The organism is Thalassotalea montiporae, from assembly GCF_053485855.1.
Genome location: NZ_JBQRUO010000002.1, coordinates 235,232 through 250,833, shown reverse-complemented (window position 1 = coordinate 250,833; position 15,602 = coordinate 235,232). Strand labels below are relative to the sequence as shown.

General features: G+C 37.9%; 19 protein-coding genes. 9 read left to right on the top strand and 10 right to left on the bottom strand.

Features of this window, described 5'->3' with window-relative positions:
• Positions 1-16: 16 nt before the first annotated feature.
• The 6 genes from ACSLUR_RS07705 to ACSLUR_RS07680 all read left to right on the top strand — a co-directional run bounded on the left by ACSLUR_RS07705 (position 17) and on the right by ACSLUR_RS07680 (position 3,768).
• Complete coding sequence (locus tag ACSLUR_RS07705) at positions 17-766, top strand: restriction endonuclease (protein ID WP_448553343.1); 750 nt, start codon at positions 17-19, stop codon at positions 764-766.
• Between the two features lie 89 nt (positions 767-855).
• Positions 856-2,049: a site-specific integrase gene (locus tag ACSLUR_RS07700; protein WP_448553341.1), complete on the top strand. Its 1,194-nt coding sequence runs from the start codon at positions 856-858 to the stop codon at positions 2,047-2,049.
• A gap of 91 nt (positions 2,050-2,140) precedes the next feature.
• Positions 2,141-2,488, top strand: a complete 348-nt coding sequence (locus tag ACSLUR_RS07695; protein ID WP_448553339.1) for a hypothetical protein — start codon at positions 2,141-2,143, stop codon at positions 2,486-2,488.
• The gene (locus ACSLUR_RS07690) at positions 2,481-2,804 is read left to right on the top strand and encodes a YkvA family protein (protein WP_448553337.1); all 324 of its coding nucleotides are present in this window, start codon (positions 2,481-2,483) and stop codon (positions 2,802-2,804) included. Before ACSLUR_RS07695 ends, ACSLUR_RS07690 begins: the two co-directional genes overlap by 8 nt.
• A 10-nt stretch (positions 2,805-2,814) precedes the next feature.
• On the top strand, positions 2,815-3,282 hold the full coding sequence (locus tag ACSLUR_RS07685) for a hypothetical protein (RefSeq protein ID WP_448553335.1): 468 nt from the start codon (positions 2,815-2,817) through the stop codon (positions 3,280-3,282).
• A 66-nt stretch (positions 3,283-3,348) separates the two neighbouring features.
• Positions 3,349-3,768 carry a DUF2787 family protein gene (locus ACSLUR_RS07680; protein WP_448553333.1) on the top strand — a complete coding sequence of 140 codons (420 nt, stop codon included), beginning with the start codon at positions 3,349-3,351 and terminating at the stop codon, positions 3,766-3,768.
• Positions 3,769-3,937: 169 nt separating this feature from the next.
• Here ACSLUR_RS07680 and ACSLUR_RS07675 read toward each other — a convergent pair whose 3' ends face one another.
• The 3 genes from ACSLUR_RS07675 to ACSLUR_RS07665 all read right to left on the bottom strand — a co-directional run bounded on the left by ACSLUR_RS07675 (position 3,938) and on the right by ACSLUR_RS07665 (position 6,169).
• On the bottom strand, positions 3,938-4,675 hold the full coding sequence (locus ACSLUR_RS07675; RefSeq protein WP_448553331.1) for a hypothetical protein: 738 nt from the start codon (positions 4,673-4,675) through the stop codon (positions 3,938-3,940).
• Positions 4,676-4,756: 81 nt separating this feature from the next.
• On the bottom strand, positions 4,757-5,242 hold the full coding sequence (locus ACSLUR_RS07670; protein ID WP_448553329.1) for a hypothetical protein: 486 nt from the start codon (positions 5,240-5,242) through the stop codon (positions 4,757-4,759).
• 45 nt (positions 5,243-5,287) lie between these two features.
• Positions 5,288-6,169: a helix-turn-helix transcriptional regulator gene (locus ACSLUR_RS07665; protein WP_448553327.1), complete on the bottom strand. Its 882-nt coding sequence runs from the start codon at positions 6,167-6,169 to the stop codon at positions 5,288-5,290.
• Between the two features lie 238 nt (positions 6,170-6,407).
• Between ACSLUR_RS07665 and ACSLUR_RS07660 the strand changes: the two genes are divergently transcribed.
• Positions 6,408-6,779, top strand: a complete 372-nt coding sequence (locus ACSLUR_RS07660) for a hypothetical protein (protein ID WP_448553325.1) — start codon at positions 6,408-6,410, stop codon at positions 6,777-6,779.
• A gap of 313 nt (positions 6,780-7,092) precedes the next feature.
• Here ACSLUR_RS07660 and ACSLUR_RS07655 read toward each other — a convergent pair whose 3' ends face one another.
• The 7 genes from ACSLUR_RS07655 to ACSLUR_RS07625 all read right to left on the bottom strand — a co-directional run bounded on the left by ACSLUR_RS07655 (position 7,093) and on the right by ACSLUR_RS07625 (position 13,204).
• On the bottom strand, positions 7,093-7,446 hold the full coding sequence (locus tag ACSLUR_RS07655; protein ID WP_448553323.1) for a hypothetical protein: 354 nt from the start codon (positions 7,444-7,446) through the stop codon (positions 7,093-7,095).
• A complete protein-coding gene (locus tag ACSLUR_RS07650; RefSeq protein WP_448553322.1) occupies positions 7,446-8,078 on the bottom strand; it encodes a hypothetical protein in 633 nt (210 codons plus the stop codon). Before ACSLUR_RS07650 ends, ACSLUR_RS07655 begins: the two co-directional genes overlap by 1 nt.
• Positions 8,079-8,206: 128 nt before the next feature.
• Positions 8,207-9,691, bottom strand: coding sequence for an AICE element replication initiation protein (locus ACSLUR_RS07645; protein ID WP_448553320.1), 1,485 nt, complete (start codon positions 9,689-9,691; stop codon positions 8,207-8,209).
• 1 nt (position 9,692) lies between these two features.
• On the bottom strand, positions 9,693-11,072 hold the full coding sequence (locus tag ACSLUR_RS07640) for a DNA polymerase (protein WP_448553318.1): 1,380 nt from the start codon (positions 11,070-11,072) through the stop codon (positions 9,693-9,695).
• 3 nt (positions 11,073-11,075) lie between these two features.
• A complete protein-coding gene (locus tag ACSLUR_RS07635) occupies positions 11,076-11,615 on the bottom strand; it encodes a hypothetical protein (RefSeq protein WP_448553316.1) in 540 nt (179 codons plus the stop codon).
• 9 nt (positions 11,616-11,624) lie between these two features.
• Positions 11,625-11,816 (bottom strand): helix-turn-helix transcriptional regulator, encoded by a 192-nt coding sequence (locus ACSLUR_RS07630; protein WP_237131752.1) that lies wholly within the window; start codon positions 11,814-11,816, stop codon positions 11,625-11,627.
• A gap of 260 nt (positions 11,817-12,076) precedes the next feature.
• A complete protein-coding gene (locus ACSLUR_RS07625; protein ID WP_448553314.1) occupies positions 12,077-13,204 on the bottom strand; it encodes a site-specific integrase in 1,128 nt (375 codons plus the stop codon).
• Between the two features lie 80 nt (positions 13,205-13,284).
• Here ACSLUR_RS07625 and ACSLUR_RS07620 point away from each other — a divergent pair, with 80 nt between their 5' ends.
• On the top strand, positions 13,285-14,571 hold the full coding sequence (locus tag ACSLUR_RS07620) for a hypothetical protein (RefSeq protein WP_448553312.1): 1,287 nt from the start codon (positions 13,285-13,287) through the stop codon (positions 14,569-14,571).
• A gap of 136 nt (positions 14,572-14,707) precedes the next feature.
• The gene (locus ACSLUR_RS07615) at positions 14,708-15,601 is read left to right on the top strand and encodes a helix-turn-helix transcriptional regulator (RefSeq protein ID WP_448553310.1); all 894 of its coding nucleotides are present in this window, start codon (positions 14,708-14,710) and stop codon (positions 15,599-15,601) included.
• Position 15,602: the final 1 nt, after the last annotated feature.

Sequence of the window (15,602 nt, the reverse complement as noted above, 5' to 3'; positions counted from 1 at the left end):
GTGGGGGCATTTTTGAATGTGGCAATTTAAGGGTGAAATTGAGTTTATCTGTAATAGGTGTTCGTCTACGGATACAGTCCCTTTAGAGTACTTTTACAGAGAATGTATTGGCGGTAGTGAGCGTCAAATGGGTGAAGAGAGTGTACATGAGCTTTCATATAATTCTGAATGTTCTTGTTGCTCAAACGAGATCGAATTGGCTTTTGAGGTATCAGAGTATCCCGTTAATGTTATTAATTTCATTATTGATAAGTCTTGCGGCGCACAACCCTTAAATGAGCCTGACGTAGAGTATATTAGGGAGATCTTTTCAGCGAGGGACTTGTTTGAACTTTACAATACCATTCCTGAATTGATTGCTGCGTTGAAAGCAGATAGTAACTTACTGTCAGAGTTAGAACCTCGTGAATTTGAAGAGGTAACTGCGGAGATTTTTAGAGCAAAAGGCTTCGAAGTTGAACTTACGAAGAGGACTAGAGATGGTGGGAAAGATGTAATCGCATTACATAGAGATAAGCTTGGGATAAAAACAAAATACATTATTGAATGTAAACATTATGCTGAGAGCAATAAGGTAGGTGTAGATGTTATCAGGTCATTATATGGCGTCGTTAACTCTAGAAGTGGCGGAAATGTAGGGATAGTAGTAACAACATCCTCTTTTACATCAGGAGCCATTGATTTTGTTGAAAATGAAACCACTACAAACCTTGACTTATCATTAGCGGATCGAAATCAACTTGTATCTTGGCTTGAAGACTACTAGCCTTGAACTTTAAGCAATCGGTAAAGTATCACCATAACTTTTAAACACATATCAAAACCTTGGTTATAACCAATCAACCGAGGTTTTATATGAAGAAAAAATTCAAATTTACCAATGCCAGTATCAAGGCCTTACCCGCTAATCCTAAAGATGCGAAAGGGACTGATCTAGAAGTATCAGATACTGAAATTGTTGGTCTTAAATGCCTATCTGGTAAGAATGGCAGCAAGCGATTCTTACTTAGATACACCTTTCAAAGTCGTAAGTGTAGTATCGCACTGGGGCGATTTCCCGAAGTCGATGTTGGTGCTGCTCGTCGTATCGCTAGTAAGTACAAATTGCAGCTGGCAGAAGGTGTTAACCCGCAAGATGCTAAAAGCTCTACCAACAAAATGCCTACCGTTTCAGAGTTTTTCTGGAACACTTACTTACCTGTAGCCAAACAACGAAAGAAATCTTGGGACGATGATGTATCTCGCTTTGAACATCATTGTAAACCTATCTGGAATATTCGTTATGACGAGCTAAAAGCAAGTCATGTTCAGAATGTGCAAAACGAAATGATGGCGACGAAATCAAAGCGCGGCAACTATGCACCAGCGACCTGTAATCGTGTATTAGCCTTGGTCAAAACAATAGGTTCATTAGCTGAAAAGCTGCTAGATACTCCTAATGTTGCTAAAAAGGTGTCAATGTTGCCTGAAAATAATGCTCGTACTCGTTACTGTTCTATTGAAGAAGTACAGGCCATTATTAAGGAAGCAAGGCGTTATCATCAATTCACGATTGGAGCCTACATTGCCATGTTGTTTCTAACTGGCTGTAGAGCTTCTGAAATGCGGTTAAGGAAGTGGGAAGATCTGAATCTAGCAGAGCGAACACTGACCATAGGCAAAACGAAGAACGGCACACCTCATGTTGTGTATCTTACCGATATGATGCTTGAGATCATCTGTGCCTTACCTCGCGTAAGTGGTAATGCTTATATATTTGCAGGTACAAAGGCGAACAAGCCTATTTGTGAAGGACGTTATGCATTTGAGACTATCAAGAAACGGGCGGGAATACATAAGCCAGAAGAAGTGGTATTTCATACCGCGAGACACTCATTTGCGAGCAATATGCTAAGTCATAGCAGAGAAACAGGCGCAGATATTCGCACTGTACAAGTGTTGTTGAATCATAAGGATTTAAGTTCAACAATGCGTTACAGCAAGATATCACCAGATAAGCAGCGCGATACCATGAACAGCTTGGATGGGTTACTCACGTCTAACACGTAACAACCTGCAACATAAACACATATCACTAATACGACATTAATAGCCAGAACCTTAACGGGTTCTGGCTTTTTCATTTCTGGAGTATGTAATCATGCAAATCATTAACCATTGGCCTAATGTTGACGAAGTAGGTTTACCCGAAGAAGTCGCATCAGAGTTAATCAATTTTCTAGTAGAGCCATTTGCTTGTGCATCGGAAGCACAAGCGTTCTGGCAAGAATGCCCTAGTACCATCATAGTGCTATACGAAAATACAAATTTGGCAGAGATTAGCGGCTCTATCCGTCAATCGATTTCATTTTGTCTTAACTATCCTGAGTTCGAAGAAGCGTTACCGAATGGTTATCGCTTGCTACTTGCGATTATCAATGATGAAGGCACAGGGTGTTATTTAGTATTGCCATCCAGCCTTGATATGACCGAGGTGATGGATGGCTAGGAAAAAGCAAAGTCCTTTCAGTCATACTAAAACATGGCAAAAGCTCAAACAGATTAAAGGTATTAAGCAACTTACAGAAAGCGCACTTTTGCTTTACAGCTTAATTCTCGATGGTGATACACCTAAGTGGGTCAAAGCGGTCTGTATCACTGCTATCGCTTATTTAATCTTTCCAACTGATTCTATCCCTGATGCACTTCCTGCACTGGGCTATAGCGATGACTTGTTATGTATTAGCACTGCAATTGGTGCTGTAACTAGCCATATCCAACCATATCACAAAGACCAAGCTAACGATATTTTCAACCAACTATAGGAGGCCGAACATGGCTCGTAAAACGACAAAAGATCAAAAGGAACATAGTAAAAACACTAATACTGAGCAATTACCAGAAACCCATCAAATACTCATCGATGACAAGGCAAGTAAGCTCAGTCCTAAGCAACCAGGATTTATTTACTTTGAGCTGGGTAAGCACTTGGAAACTAACGAACTTGAACTTCGACTGAAAGGTAATGATGGTGGCGGTTTGCACTCGAAGGAATGGGTGAAATTATCCACCATTTTAGAGATATTAGATCAGCAAGAGGAAGATAAACCGTTCAAATCTGGTGTCTTTAAGCCAGTATTTGAAGGTAAGAGCGCAAATAACGTTTCTTTCATTGCTGCGGTTTTGCGCTGTAATGCCATGGCACTGACAGATTCAACCGAAAACTCTATCTTCCTTCATGTGCTTAATAAAAATTTTAAGAGCAGAAGAGAGGCATTACTCAAGCTCGCCAACAGTAAGTAAATAGCGCCAGTTCATACTGGTATCTCAGCGCTAGGGTTCTCTAGCAACTTAAAAAAGGAAATCATAATGAAACTGACTTTTGACCAAAGCCAGTGCTTTGCTGTGCCTGAAAAACTTTTCTCAGTATTAAACATTGAACTGGTTAAATGGGCTAACGCTAATCAATCAGCTACTAGCATTATCTTTAATTTCAGAGATGTTAATTACAGTCCTGAAAACGGTGGTTTTCACCCTGTCGAGATAAGACTGATTAAGCAAAAAGCGTTATGGCATTTTGATTACATCACTGATTTTAGCTATCAAGGTACTGGATACCCTGAGTTAGTGAAAGAAATTGATGTATGTTTTCAATCAGCTGAAGTAACTCATTTGCATTTGGGCTTGTTGACCAAAGCGAATGCAGATGAACTAGTCGAGCTTTTTCTAACCAACTTCATTGATTATGTTGAAATGGATGTGTTCACGGTTGAAATAGCGTTTAGCTAAGCCAAAAGTAACGGGAAAAGACCAGAAGAGTTGTTAACTCTTCTGGTCATAATCACCTAGGTCTTTGCAAAGCCTTTGGTGGTAAGGCTTCTAAATTTCAAATCTTTGCTAGACGTAACGGATTCCAGATCCGCTGCGTCCAAGTTGAAAATTATCAAGCCTCTTCCGATCACTTTTTAGCTGCGGCATCCAAAGCATTTTGAAAAAGCTTATCAAATGCCGCTGTAAGCTCTTTCTCATCAAGAGAAACTTCTTGGCTAATCCCGTTGCGAATAACCTTACGGCATTCTAATCGAGTGATGATTCCACACTTTTTAGCGACAGTTGTAATCTCATTATCTAAATCTTCTATTAATGATGATATTGCTGAGAAGTTTGCATCATCGATTTCTTTTGAAAAGAAAGCTTTCAATTCAGCTGTTGAAGAAAACATTTCTATTTCTGAAAAATTTTCAATATACAAACTCTGAGCTTCTAGCAAGTGACTTATATTCTCCTTACCTTTTAACATATATGCTAAAACAGGCTCATCTTTGCACAACTCGACTAATGAATTTTCATACAATTCAATAAATTCTTTAGTAATCTTAGGTTTTTGAGCAATGAAGAGGTTTTGTAAATGCCCTGATATAAGTTTTACTATTTCTTTTGGAATCTCGTTTTCATCAGAAAAGCCTTTAGACTTAAAGTACTTATTACAAAGTTTAAAATACTCTTGGGCTATCGCATTAGGGTTAGTAGCTGATACTTTTATAAAGTGGCGGATTTCTAATAGATGATAAAGAACTAGCTTTTTAACTTTCGTTCTTTCTGCACGCGTTTTTAGGTAGTATCCGATGCCTCCCAAAAAAGCGCCTAAAGAAATACCAGCTAAGCCTATTAGCGCAGCAATAACCTTACTATCCATAGATGAATCTTCCCTCTTATATTGATTACACAGGTAAAACTCGACAAGGATAAATCTTTCATAAGACTAATACCATAGTAGTTAGCTCCTATACCCATAGAACCAGCTAAGATCCCAGTCTATTGGTGATATGAATTCATCTGGATCATCAATCATTGGACTTTGATTCCATTCTTCTTTAGGTAGAGTTGGGTAGTTTTCTATTTGTTGAACTATGTCTTCACAGGCGTGATTGATTGGTTCATGGAAGAAATGAATAAGCTTGTCTTGCTTGTTGTAAATAGCGACCCCGAAGTTAACTACGTGCTCTACCTTGCCTATAATGCAGCAACGGATCAGGTCATCATTTTCGGTATCAATAAAGATTCTTGGATCTAACTCGCTGGCTCTAAGCTCGATTGATAGATTCAGTTTGAGTTGATTAAGAGACTCTGTTTCATCAGGGAAAGCACGACCAAGTAGATTACCGTCAAAGTCATAAATACTGATGAAGCCATGTACTGATGTTATTGTTTGGCCTACTGATTCAGGTGCAATATTTAGCGCCATTAATATAGATTGAGACATAAGAATTCCTTAGTTTGAACATGTTCAATCTATTGTTCTCCGCAGCTATTTACTCATTTTGTCTATGGAAAACTGTAACTCTGTTAATAAAGCTTGTTTTAGTTCTTTCGGTGATAAGATTTCGATATCAGGTAGCCAGTATTTTAGTACTGGCAGTATTTGATTTTTGTCTGTTATCAATGCAGTGGCTAGTAGGCAGCCGTCATCAAGCCCTTTGATGATGTTTTGCTCTGGCAGCAGGTTGCTAGCGGTAAAGTGGCTAGCTATCGCAGCATCAATTTTTACTACGACTTCTATTGGTGTTTCTGTCAACCATAACATGGCCTGTTGTCGAATCTGCTGCTCTACAGAAATGTCATATTCGAACTTTTCAGGAGATATGTTTACCTTACTTATCCTAGTAACTTTAAATGATTTCAAAGTTCCATTATGTAATGCAGATAAATACCAAACTCCACGGTCATTCACGAGCTTATAAGGTTGAGAAAAAAGATAAGTCTGTTGCTTGTATTCAAAGTCGATCAAATGATGATTTTGGATGGCCAACGTAAGTTGTTTGAAGGACTCGGTGTATTCGGATATATCTTCAACTTCAATATCTCGAAACAAGAATGGTGGTTGCTTGTTTGTAGGCCTGTTAAATGACAAAACATCGAAAGATGGGAACATTGAAGCTAAGCCTAGTTGTTCTAAAACTGGCTTAAGGTCTGCTTTCCTATTTCTGCCTAAGTACACTGGATTTAGAGAATAAGTCGAGCCGTCTCGTTCAATTGGCAGATAGCATAGTCGCTCATTGAAATCTCGCTGCAGTGTTCTTTCAGTCACATTAAACTCTTGTGCTAGAACGGACAAAGTTAAGCGCTCACCAGAATTTAATCGAGTAAGTATCAATCCTAACCTTTTAGCCAGAGTGTCATGTTCAGTCATCCACATAATTCTATGGGGGACCTGCGAAAAGAGGTGACGTCCATGTGAAAATTTTTACCAATCTAGCTTTATCACGCTAAGCCTTTTGACATAGGGCTTTTAGCTCTTGGCTTAGCTCTCCGCGCAGCCAAAACACCACGCATTTTATTTAAACCAACTGATTCGGCGCGACACGACCTGTCGAGCTGCCTAGTTACACTTGAATTAACTATTGAAAGATCAATAAGAAGGAATAGTCATGGAATCATCGAAGAATAAGCTCATCTTAGCTGTAATCTCAGCACTATTATCAATCTATATATTTTGGCTGGCTTGGGGTGGTGACGATTTCCACCCAGGTAGAGCTGTATTTTCTAGCGTATTAGGCGTTGGCTTTGCTTTATCAGTGCTAGCGGTTCTGCTTGGTGCCAAATCACAGCTATTAAACAAGGCTACAATGCTTTTAGTTGGAGTTCCTTCACTTATATTACTTGCCTTATTTGTGTGGTTCTTAGTTGATGGGACTTGGGAGTTTACATTGAGTAAGGTTGCTGGAGTATTTGCGTATGCTTACGGTGTTTATATCGCAGGAGCATTGGCAAGTTATTCAGAGCAACAGGAAGCATCCTAGTTATGAGTTCGCTCATTTATTTCATTATATTGGTAGTGATTGTTCTAGTGCTAAATAAGATATTTGAAGACCCGAAAGCAGCTGTATTAGCTGCTTTTGTCTTTTTAGTACTTGTGACTTGCGCGGGGTAAAGTCTATGCTGTCTTTCTTGATTAGCTTTATAATTTACTTAGTGCTAGTGATTGTAATTGGAACGCTATTTGAGCTGCCACCTAAAGTGGTTCTAATTGCTTTTGCTATTGGGGTTTGGTGGTTGTTCTTTTAGCTGCTCAATTAGTTTGATTTTACAAAAAAAAAGCGGCTCAGAGCCGCTTTATTTTTTTGCTGGAGGATAAACTGGTTCATCTATATCGAATTCTATAATATCGCCTGACAGACAATTTGGCTCAGTTGCCAATTTTGGTCTGTTGAGTGTTTTCGGGGCGTTATCATTTTCGGCCTCAGTTTTAACAGTTTTCTTTACCTTAATTATATCTCTGAGTATTTGTCTTAATTCTTCTCTGTGTCTCAATACACAAAATATTTCAGGCAAATTTAACTCTATACATTTATTCCCTTGGTACAGTCGAAAAGTCGGCCAGTTATAGTCCCATATCACTTCTACGCTAGATTCCATCTTGGCGTATTTGTGTAATCTTTCATTTATATAAGTACTGCGAGAAGTCATTAGTTGCCTCCTTGCAATACATCAAGGTACTTTCTATAAAGCTTTCCTCCCGTGGGGAAAGGTGAATCAGAGTCAACGTAACATTTGTAGCATTTAATTTGGTTGATCAACTTACTGTATTTTGAACCTTGATCAATTTCCAGCCTTTCAAAACGTCTTCCCACAATGCTTGTTAGTAACTCTAACTTTTCTGGGCACTCAGTATGTAAGATGTATAAATAATCAACTACAGTCCAACAGTCTACAACATCATGTAAATCCTCGAAATATAGAGCAACACCTACAGCTCCAAGTAATAAATTTTTAAGCTTTGTAGCATGTCGTTTTTGGTAAGTATCTATGTATTGAAGAGCGTCTAGAATTGCTTCAGGTAATTCGCACCACTTTGTGGCGTGCGAAATAAACCTCTTCTCCTCATACTTTTTATTTTCGAACGACTTAATTATGACTAATAGTTGCTCGTCGACTATGAAGCAGCCAATGTTATACGGAATAAACCAGTTTTGACGAATACCATTAAATGTTCCTATGCCATCTTCTGTTTGTAGATGATCTTCATTGACCACAAATATATGTCTAGGAAAGTAATCTTGGTCAACTTTAATTGCGTAAGGTGATTTTTTTAGATCCATGTTTTATTACTCATGTTGATTAAAAGTCGAAGTTATTTTTAACCAATTGAATTAATAAAATTCTGAAAATGAGGTTTTCGGGAGCGTTACTACAAAAGTGAAATAAAGCGGCAAATTGCCGCTTTAGCTTAAGCGACAAATTTTTCGAACTTGTGAGAAGGTGATTTAATTTTTGAGCTTACATTATCAGCTGCCGTAATAGAAATCATTCTGTCGCCCGACTTAGTTTTCTCTATAAAAATACCTTGCTCTCTCAATGCTGGCGTAATTTTAACTAGCCTTATCCCCAAAGCCCTAGCAGAACGAGGCCATTTTGCATCTCTGGTGACATCAAGATCGCAAATCAAGTTCATCTTGGAAAGTAGTTGTTCTGCTGTTCCTTTCCATTTTGATTGCTTTTTCATTATCTTCATAATTGCGCTAGCTGTGGAGTCATAGTCAAGAGCTACAGCCAAAGCTTCTGACTGCATGTTATTCATCGCTGCCATGAACGCTCCAGCTTCCCAGCCTAAGACAGTTTCAACTGCTACACCAATTCGACAAAAATCAGTAAGTCTTGTTGATTCCTTAAGATCAATGCTTTCATGTATCGCTAAAACTTTTGATACTAAGTCATATAACGCCCCTAGTATTTTAGGTTTGTCCGATGCAAAATCTTTCCAAAGCTGGGTTTCTGCTACTCGTTTAGATTTGTCTATTGCTGGTAGAATTAATTGAATACAACGACTTAATAAATCTGGTGCCGTAATAATATCAGCATCAATACCGTTGATGATTAATAACCTAGTTATCTCGAAAGAGACTAAATCTGTATCGGTGTATAACCGTCTCTTACTAAATCCTGCTCCTGTACATAACTGACATGCGATATCCATTAGCTTTGGACTAAGTTTAGAAGCATTATCGATACATACTAATGCATTATTTAGTGCTGATAGTAATAGATCGTTTTTAGATGATGGTGTTGTTTGGGCTTTCACCTTTGACGGGTCGATTAACTCTCGAATAAGCCGCGTAGTTGTACTTTTTGAAGAGCCTTGTTCACCATTCAATAAAATGAAAGGTTTGCTTGGTAAGTCAAAAAATGCAGCAACGAGATACACTGTTACTAAAATCCAACTTTCTTCACTTCCTAGATTTAAGTATTTATCACGTAGGAGTGTTAAATCTCCCCCTTCTTGCGCAATAGGTAAGGCTGCTGCCATTTTGGATTGTATGAAATATACAGCGGGGGCTTTGTCTATAACGTAGCCATCCTTAGTTATTTTCATCACTTCTCGCTTTTCATTACCTAAATCTATGTAACAGTTATTATCGCTATATGCCAAACGTAACGCTGTTACGACTTTTCGACCACTAAACTTAGCCATACTGCTTAAATGTTCAATCGCATCTTTTATGTCATAGCTTCGTAATGGACGACCGAAGGCATCATAGAATGACTTGCGAAGCCAGTCTTGAAAGTCTTGTCCAAACATGGATATGACCTGTTGCTGCCCTTGATTGACTATTTCAATATGAGGAGTCTCATTTTGATCAACCACTAAGTTTGAGTTTTCTTCGACAAGTTCAATAATTGCCTCTAAAAACGTCTTCTTCTCTTCATTACTCATGCTACTTCTCCAATAAAGATAATAAATTTTGATTTTTTGAGCCTATATCGGTCGATACTTTTAGCTCTATGCCCAATAAGTTAAATGATTCAATTTTCATTATATTTTCTAGCTCTTTTGCCATCGAAAACGCTTGTTTAGGTTCACTCTCATACAAGAATCCATCATGATTTAGTCCAATTGGTACATATCCAATAGCCATAGAAGTATTAACTACTCTTCTAAGCAGCAGTGCGCCTGTTGCCTGAATAGGCCAGTTAATAATGCTCAAAGGTCGCGAGTCTGAATTAACAAGCGCGTACCAGCTGCCGTCAATCTCAAGCCTTCTTTTGCAGTAAGCTTCTTCTAGAACTTCTGTTGTCCAAGTCCAATATCGGCTGAAACAATCTTGATGAATGTTATAGAGCTCAGTAACTATGCTCTTACTAAGTGAGGTTTTACGGATCAATTGCTCGGTAACACCAGAGCCATATTGCAACGAGATGAAAAGTCTTTTGGCACTCTTGATACTAATGTGAGGGGTAACTTGTTGGGCAAACCAACTATATGGGTCTCCATTTTTATAAAGTTCCAACAGAACACTGTCTTTGCTTAAAGCAGCAGCTATCCCAATCTCTTGACGGTGATAATCGAGATGCAATAAACAATTACCTTGCTCGGGAATAATGACAGTTCGATAACAGGATTTTATAGAAAGGGGATACGATGTACTGCTTTTAGAGTTACGGCCTGTGCTTGTACCAAATGCACGAATAGGTGAATTACTTCGACAATCGCTATTAGTAAAACTTTTAAGATCTTTATAGGTTTTTAGGTTTTGTTTTTTAAGTAAATCCAAAGCGTCACTATTTAGTTTTATCCCCCTTAAAGTGATCTTACTTGCGTTAATTGAGAAGGTGGAGCGAGCCAGCGCATGTTCCAAACTTACTTTGTTAGACATGTTTTTCCATAGCTCTATCTGCCAGTTAGCATTGCGAATTGTTAGTTTTTTTTGTTCCTTCTTTATGTATTCAGAATTATTTGCCATGAATGGGTGAAGCCACAATTCATCGCTTAGTGTTGCTCTTGTTATGCCTTCAAGCTTTGCGATTTCGCTAAGTTCATAGTCAAATACCGAAACACTAGAAGTAGAAGCTTTACATCTACCTGAGACGATATTTTTTAAAAGACAATATTCAACTCTTAGGTCGATTATTCGACTTGGTACTTCTATCCCTTCATTGTAAAGGTAAGGGATTAACTTAGGTAAATTGAAACATAAAAACACGCTATCAGGACTAATAGCGTCTATCGGACACTCTTGGCCTAGCGCATCGATAACAGATAAAGATGAATGAGTATTAGCTACAAAGCCAATACTCATTAATTGAGACTCATTCATTACTTAAAAACCGATTAGCTCTTTCATAACAGGGTGTTCCGAATCTGTTATGAATCGATCATCAAATGCTTGCTCAATCATCTCTTCTAATGAAATATCTGGCCACTCTGGTTGCTTAAATGGCTTCTGACTTTCAATAGTTCGGTATGCCTCATCAAAGCGAGATACTCTGATGTAGTTTTTCATACCTTTTTGGACAGCGTCATGGGCAGAGCGCACCCACGAGTTTTTTCTATTTGCTGGCGTTGGAGCTGGTACAGACAGAACAAACGTTTCTCCTGTACGCATCATCGCAAGATATAACTGACGAGCTTTGGCATCACCACTTAATTTATCTGCAATATCTTTAGCTACTATGTACTGATTACCATCTTTATCTGCAACAGTATGCGTTGTAAAAACTAATGATTCGTCATCACAAACAGTGAATACATCCTTTGGAAATGAACTAATGCGTAAGCCTTCTGATTGCGTTTCAGGAAGGTCAATAAGACCAGCTGTTCCAAAAATTTCTAAGTTTACTTCTGTGTTTTCAATAGACATATCTATCTCCTAATTTACGTTTGTAAGTTGTTGTTGTTCAAATTTAATAACTTCTTCAATAGGGAAGCGGACAAGCCTTCCAACTCGAATAAAAGCTGGTAGTTTTTCTGGTTCATAAATCATTGCCTTATCTACCCATGACGCAGAAACTCGAAAGTATTCCGCTAGCTCTTTCTTGGTAAAAAATTTAGTGTTGCTCATTAACTCCTCGTTTCATTTTGTGTCTGTAGTTTGAATCTTACGGATCGGCTAATTACCAATCTGAGCAAATGAGGTTTTCGGGATTGTTATATTTTCTAAGGTGAAACTGGGATAACAGTTCATCTAAACCTCGGTAGGAGAGATTAGTGAAAATTGAAATTGAAGCGGTTAGAAAGGAGGTTTTCAGGAGGGAAGCGTTGAGTGATATAAGTGGTAAGTAAATTCAGTTTTGCCACCAAATTTACTTACCTTAATAGTATCTATTTAAAGTGTTCTACTACCAACTCAGACGCTGATTTCATTACATCGTCGCTGTGATAGATATAACGACTAGTTACTTTTAAGTCGCTGTGATTCAGTAATTTAGATGCGATGTGTACATTTTGTTTAGCTACTATTGAGCAGAAAATGGCTCTACAGTAATGATATCCAAACTCTGAGATACCAGCTTTTATAGCCATGTTTTTGAGCAAGGCTCTCGGCGCAACCATTGCACTATTCGGTTGAACAGGCGATGGAAACAAGTAATCATTCCACGTTGAATTTATTAAATACTCAAACACTTTCTTAGCTTCACTATTGATTGGCAGTTGGATTGGTCTATCAGACTTATTGTATCTAACCCAGAAGCTCGATAAGTCCTTAGCAATGTCACTTTTCTTTAGAGCGAGTGCTTCAGAAACTCTTAAGCCTGTGTATATTAAAAGCAAGACTAAGCTATAGCCTAAATGTTCGCCTTGATTGTTTTTGCAGATATTCATGAGTGACTTAACTTGCTCGTCAGAGGGTAAGTTCTTTTTGTTAACGTTGTTCTCTGCACGCTTTTTTAACCCCTTAACTGGGTGGTCACTTTCATAAATAAAGCCCAACTCGACCGCTAAGGAAAAAACACTGCTCAACAGGGACTGATCGCGATTCACTGTAGCTGGTTTGACTGTCATTGATCTTTTTTCTAGGAAACTAGAAATGTCCAAACGTCCAATATGTCCAACTTGCTTATTACCTAAAGCAGGCAAAATGATATTTTCGAGCCGCCTTAAATATTCTCTACCCGTTTTATTTTCTGTAACGACCCAATTTTTATAGTGTTCATTAATAAACTGTCGCAGAGTAAGATTATCTTTTTTTCGGTAATTGTTCGTTTGTATATCAAATTTGAACTGAGCGGCTAATAGCCTAGCCTTCGGGATTGATAGGTATGGATATGTGCCCAGCGTTTCATAGTAGCGCTGATTTTTCCAACACACTCTAGCAACAAAACTTTTGGTGTTTGCATAGGCAATTACCCGAAGTACAGGCTCGCTAAGATCTCGTATTTCGACTTGCTTTTGTTCACCTATTTCAATAGATTCAATTGCCTTTTTAGTTAACTGCATAATCTTTGTCATAACTTCTCCGGTAGTTGACTAGAAAAGATACAAGCTAGCTGTTGTATGTTGTTAATTCTGTGCAAGGGAGATTTTCCAGAATGTTACATAACCTAGAAACCATACGTGACCATGAGCTATTACTTCAGAAAGAAACAACTCCAATTGAGTTAATTCACTGGAGTATGAAGTTATTGGGAATCCGCCTTAGTAGTCCGCTATTGCCTGATAATGCACCTAGTAAAGAGCAACTTTTAAACGCAATTAGAGTTAAGGAAGTAAAGAGTTTCTTCAAGAGTAACAAAACTGACGGTGAGGCATACTATATTGAGCCTGACTTTTTGCTTAGAATAGCTGAAAAATTAGACTCTAAAACTAACAGTACGTCAATCCGACATAATTGGGAAATAGCATCAAATTTAGATGTTGAAAACCCAAGTAATGAGGAGCCATTTGGTAAGAACTATAGTGCTTATACGTACACGGGAAGCGAAAAAGAACTAGTCTCAACGATTAATAAAATCATGCCTGTGTGGGACCATAATAATAGTGCTATTCCAATCACATTTTTGTTACCCATATCTGACCTTGATAAGCTAGGGTGGGATTACTACTCAGTAAGCAAAGAGCATACGACTAATTTATTAAAGTCAACTATAGGTAAGCTAACTATCTTTCAGTTGTTTCAACTTTTTGAATTAAATGACCCTGCTATTAAAGCGATTATTACCCAGCTTGGACTTGTTTACTCTGAAAAGTTACACAGTGCTCCTTCGTTTGAATATTTACCTGAAAAATATGATGAAGAAAAGTTAGCAGGCTTCACTGTTACTACTCCCTATAAAGAACAGCTAGTTTCGTTAATGAAAAATGCTGAGAAGAAAATTGCCAATGACTTTTCAGACTTAATACCACGTTTAGTTTCTACTGAGAGTAGAAATCTTCAATCAATATTAAGCCTTAAGCTCGGAAGCAATACGGGTATGATAGCAACAGAAAATGATCTAGCAGGGATGAGAAGAACGCTTAGCTACCTTCTTACACATAGCTCTGGGGTGGCTATAACCTTAAATATTCCATTGATTCATGAAGACTTTAGGTTAGAAAAGTACTCAACACCGACTTTATTACTACCAGAAATTTGGGCTGAAACAATTAAAGCAATGAGACCCGTTAATAACAAAAAAGAGGTTCAGCTAGAAAAAATTAAAGATGGCTTAAAAAGCGATGTAATAAGAACTAGAGCTATAGCTGAGAAAGATGCTAATACGTATATTAACACCGAATTTGTAAAAACTATGCTGGATCAGAAGTATAAATTAGATAGTGATGAGTTACCGCATTCGTTTCCAGACCCAAGTGATCCGCAGTTCTTAGTGGGCATTTAGGACGTTTGGACGTTACTAATACATAAATTTATTTGCTAGTAATCTTTAGATCCTTGTCATCAAAATGATTACATCATTTTGATGACATTTGTCCATTTATACAGTACCATATCATTTCAAATATATGGGAATGTAAATGTTGGAAGAAAAATTAAAGAACTTCACTTATGCTCAAAGAGAGCGCTTAGCTTTCATAGATTTGTGCTTATTCTTTTTAGGTGAAGTTTCTCGTTCTGATCTCGCAAATTTTTTTAATATTAAATCCGCAGCATGTACGCGGGATATAGCAGCTTATAAATCACTTGCGCCGAACAACCTGATTTTGGTACATCAGACAAAACGTTATCACGCTACCGAAAATTTTATTCCTCTGTTTGACCATGAACCAATTGAAGCATTAACAAAGCTTACTCAGGTTCATAACCTTAGTAACACGGATTTGAATCATATCGATGAAAACTTACTTGATGTAGTCCGTCAGCCAACCCCTCCAATTGAAACTTTAGCTTCGATTACATTAGCGATCTATCGTAAATATCAGATTACTTGCGACTACGTTTCAATATCTTCAGGTCACTCTAAGCGAGTACTTTATCCTCACTCTCTTGCATTCAATGGATTGAGGTGGCACGTAAGAGCTTTTGATAGGAAAACAAATGAGTTTAGGGACTTTGTCTGCAATAGACTTAGTAATCTAACTACCGCCCCAATCACTTCTTCTATCAGAGAGAGTGTAATGAGTGATCTTGAGTGGAATACAGAGGTCACATTAAAAGTGGTCCCACACCCAAAACTCAAACATAAAGATGCTGTAATTCAAGATTTTAACATGGAGGGAGGCTACTTGAAATTAAATACAAAAGCGGCTCTTGCAGGTTATATCCTTGAACGATTGAAAGTTGACTGTAGTAAAAGTGGTTCTTTAGACCCTTTTAAATGTCAGCTTTTTTTGGCTAATAGAAAAGACGTTACTGGTTTCAAAAGCATGGAACTAGCCCCTGGATATCAAAGCAACAATAACGGAAATTAAT

What these genes read in the sequence shown, in the direction of transcription:
- ACSLUR_RS07645 (WP_448553320.1), bottom strand. Translation starts at nt 9,691, where the DNA reads ATGAGTAATGAAGAGAAGAAGACGTTTTTAGAGGCAATTATTGAACTT.
- ACSLUR_RS07615 (WP_448553310.1), top strand. Translation starts at nt 14,708, where the DNA reads ATGTTGGAAGAAAAATTAAAGAACTTCACTTATGCTCAAAGAGAGCGC.
- ACSLUR_RS07695 (WP_448553339.1), top strand. Translation starts at nt 2,141, where the DNA reads ATGCAAATCATTAACCATTGGCCTAATGTTGACGAAGTAGGTTTACCC.
- ACSLUR_RS07655 (WP_448553323.1), bottom strand. Translation starts at nt 7,446, where the DNA reads ATGACTTCTCGCAGTACTTATATAAATGAAAGATTACACAAATACGCC.
- ACSLUR_RS07700 (WP_448553341.1), top strand. Translation starts at nt 856, where the DNA reads ATGAAGAAAAAATTCAAATTTACCAATGCCAGTATCAAGGCCTTACCC.
- ACSLUR_RS07625 (WP_448553314.1), bottom strand. Translation starts at nt 13,204, where the DNA reads ATGACAAAGATTATGCAGTTAACTAAAAAGGCAATTGAATCTATTGAA.
- ACSLUR_RS07680 (WP_448553333.1), top strand. Translation starts at nt 3,349, where the DNA reads ATGAAACTGACTTTTGACCAAAGCCAGTGCTTTGCTGTGCCTGAAAAA.
- ACSLUR_RS07690 (WP_448553337.1), top strand. Translation starts at nt 2,481, where the DNA reads ATGGCTAGGAAAAAGCAAAGTCCTTTCAGTCATACTAAAACATGGCAA.
- ACSLUR_RS07705 (WP_448553343.1), top strand. Translation starts at nt 17, where the DNA reads ATGTGGCAATTTAAGGGTGAAATTGAGTTTATCTGTAATAGGTGTTCG.
- ACSLUR_RS07635 (WP_448553316.1), bottom strand. Translation starts at nt 11,615, where the DNA reads ATGTCTATTGAAAACACAGAAGTAAACTTAGAAATTTTTGGAACAGCT.
- ACSLUR_RS07660 (WP_448553325.1), top strand. Translation starts at nt 6,408, where the DNA reads ATGGAATCATCGAAGAATAAGCTCATCTTAGCTGTAATCTCAGCACTA.
- ACSLUR_RS07640 (WP_448553318.1), bottom strand. Translation starts at nt 11,072, where the DNA reads ATGAATGAGTCTCAATTAATGAGTATTGGCTTTGTAGCTAATACTCAT.
- ACSLUR_RS07670 (WP_448553329.1), bottom strand. Translation starts at nt 5,242, where the DNA reads ATGTCTCAATCTATATTAATGGCGCTAAATATTGCACCTGAATCAGTA.
- ACSLUR_RS07650 (WP_448553322.1), bottom strand. Translation starts at nt 8,078, where the DNA reads ATGGATCTAAAAAAATCACCTTACGCAATTAAAGTTGACCAAGATTAC.
- ACSLUR_RS07630 (WP_237131752.1), bottom strand. Translation starts at nt 11,816, where the DNA reads ATGAGCAACACTAAATTTTTTACCAAGAAAGAGCTAGCGGAATACTTT.
- ACSLUR_RS07620 (WP_448553312.1), top strand. Translation starts at nt 13,285, where the DNA reads ATGTTACATAACCTAGAAACCATACGTGACCATGAGCTATTACTTCAG.
- ACSLUR_RS07685 (WP_448553335.1), top strand. Translation starts at nt 2,815, where the DNA reads ATGGCTCGTAAAACGACAAAAGATCAAAAGGAACATAGTAAAAACACT.
- ACSLUR_RS07675 (WP_448553331.1), bottom strand. Translation starts at nt 4,675, where the DNA reads ATGGATAGTAAGGTTATTGCTGCGCTAATAGGCTTAGCTGGTATTTCT.
- ACSLUR_RS07665 (WP_448553327.1), bottom strand. Translation starts at nt 6,169, where the DNA reads ATGACTGAACATGACACTCTGGCTAAAAGGTTAGGATTGATACTTACT.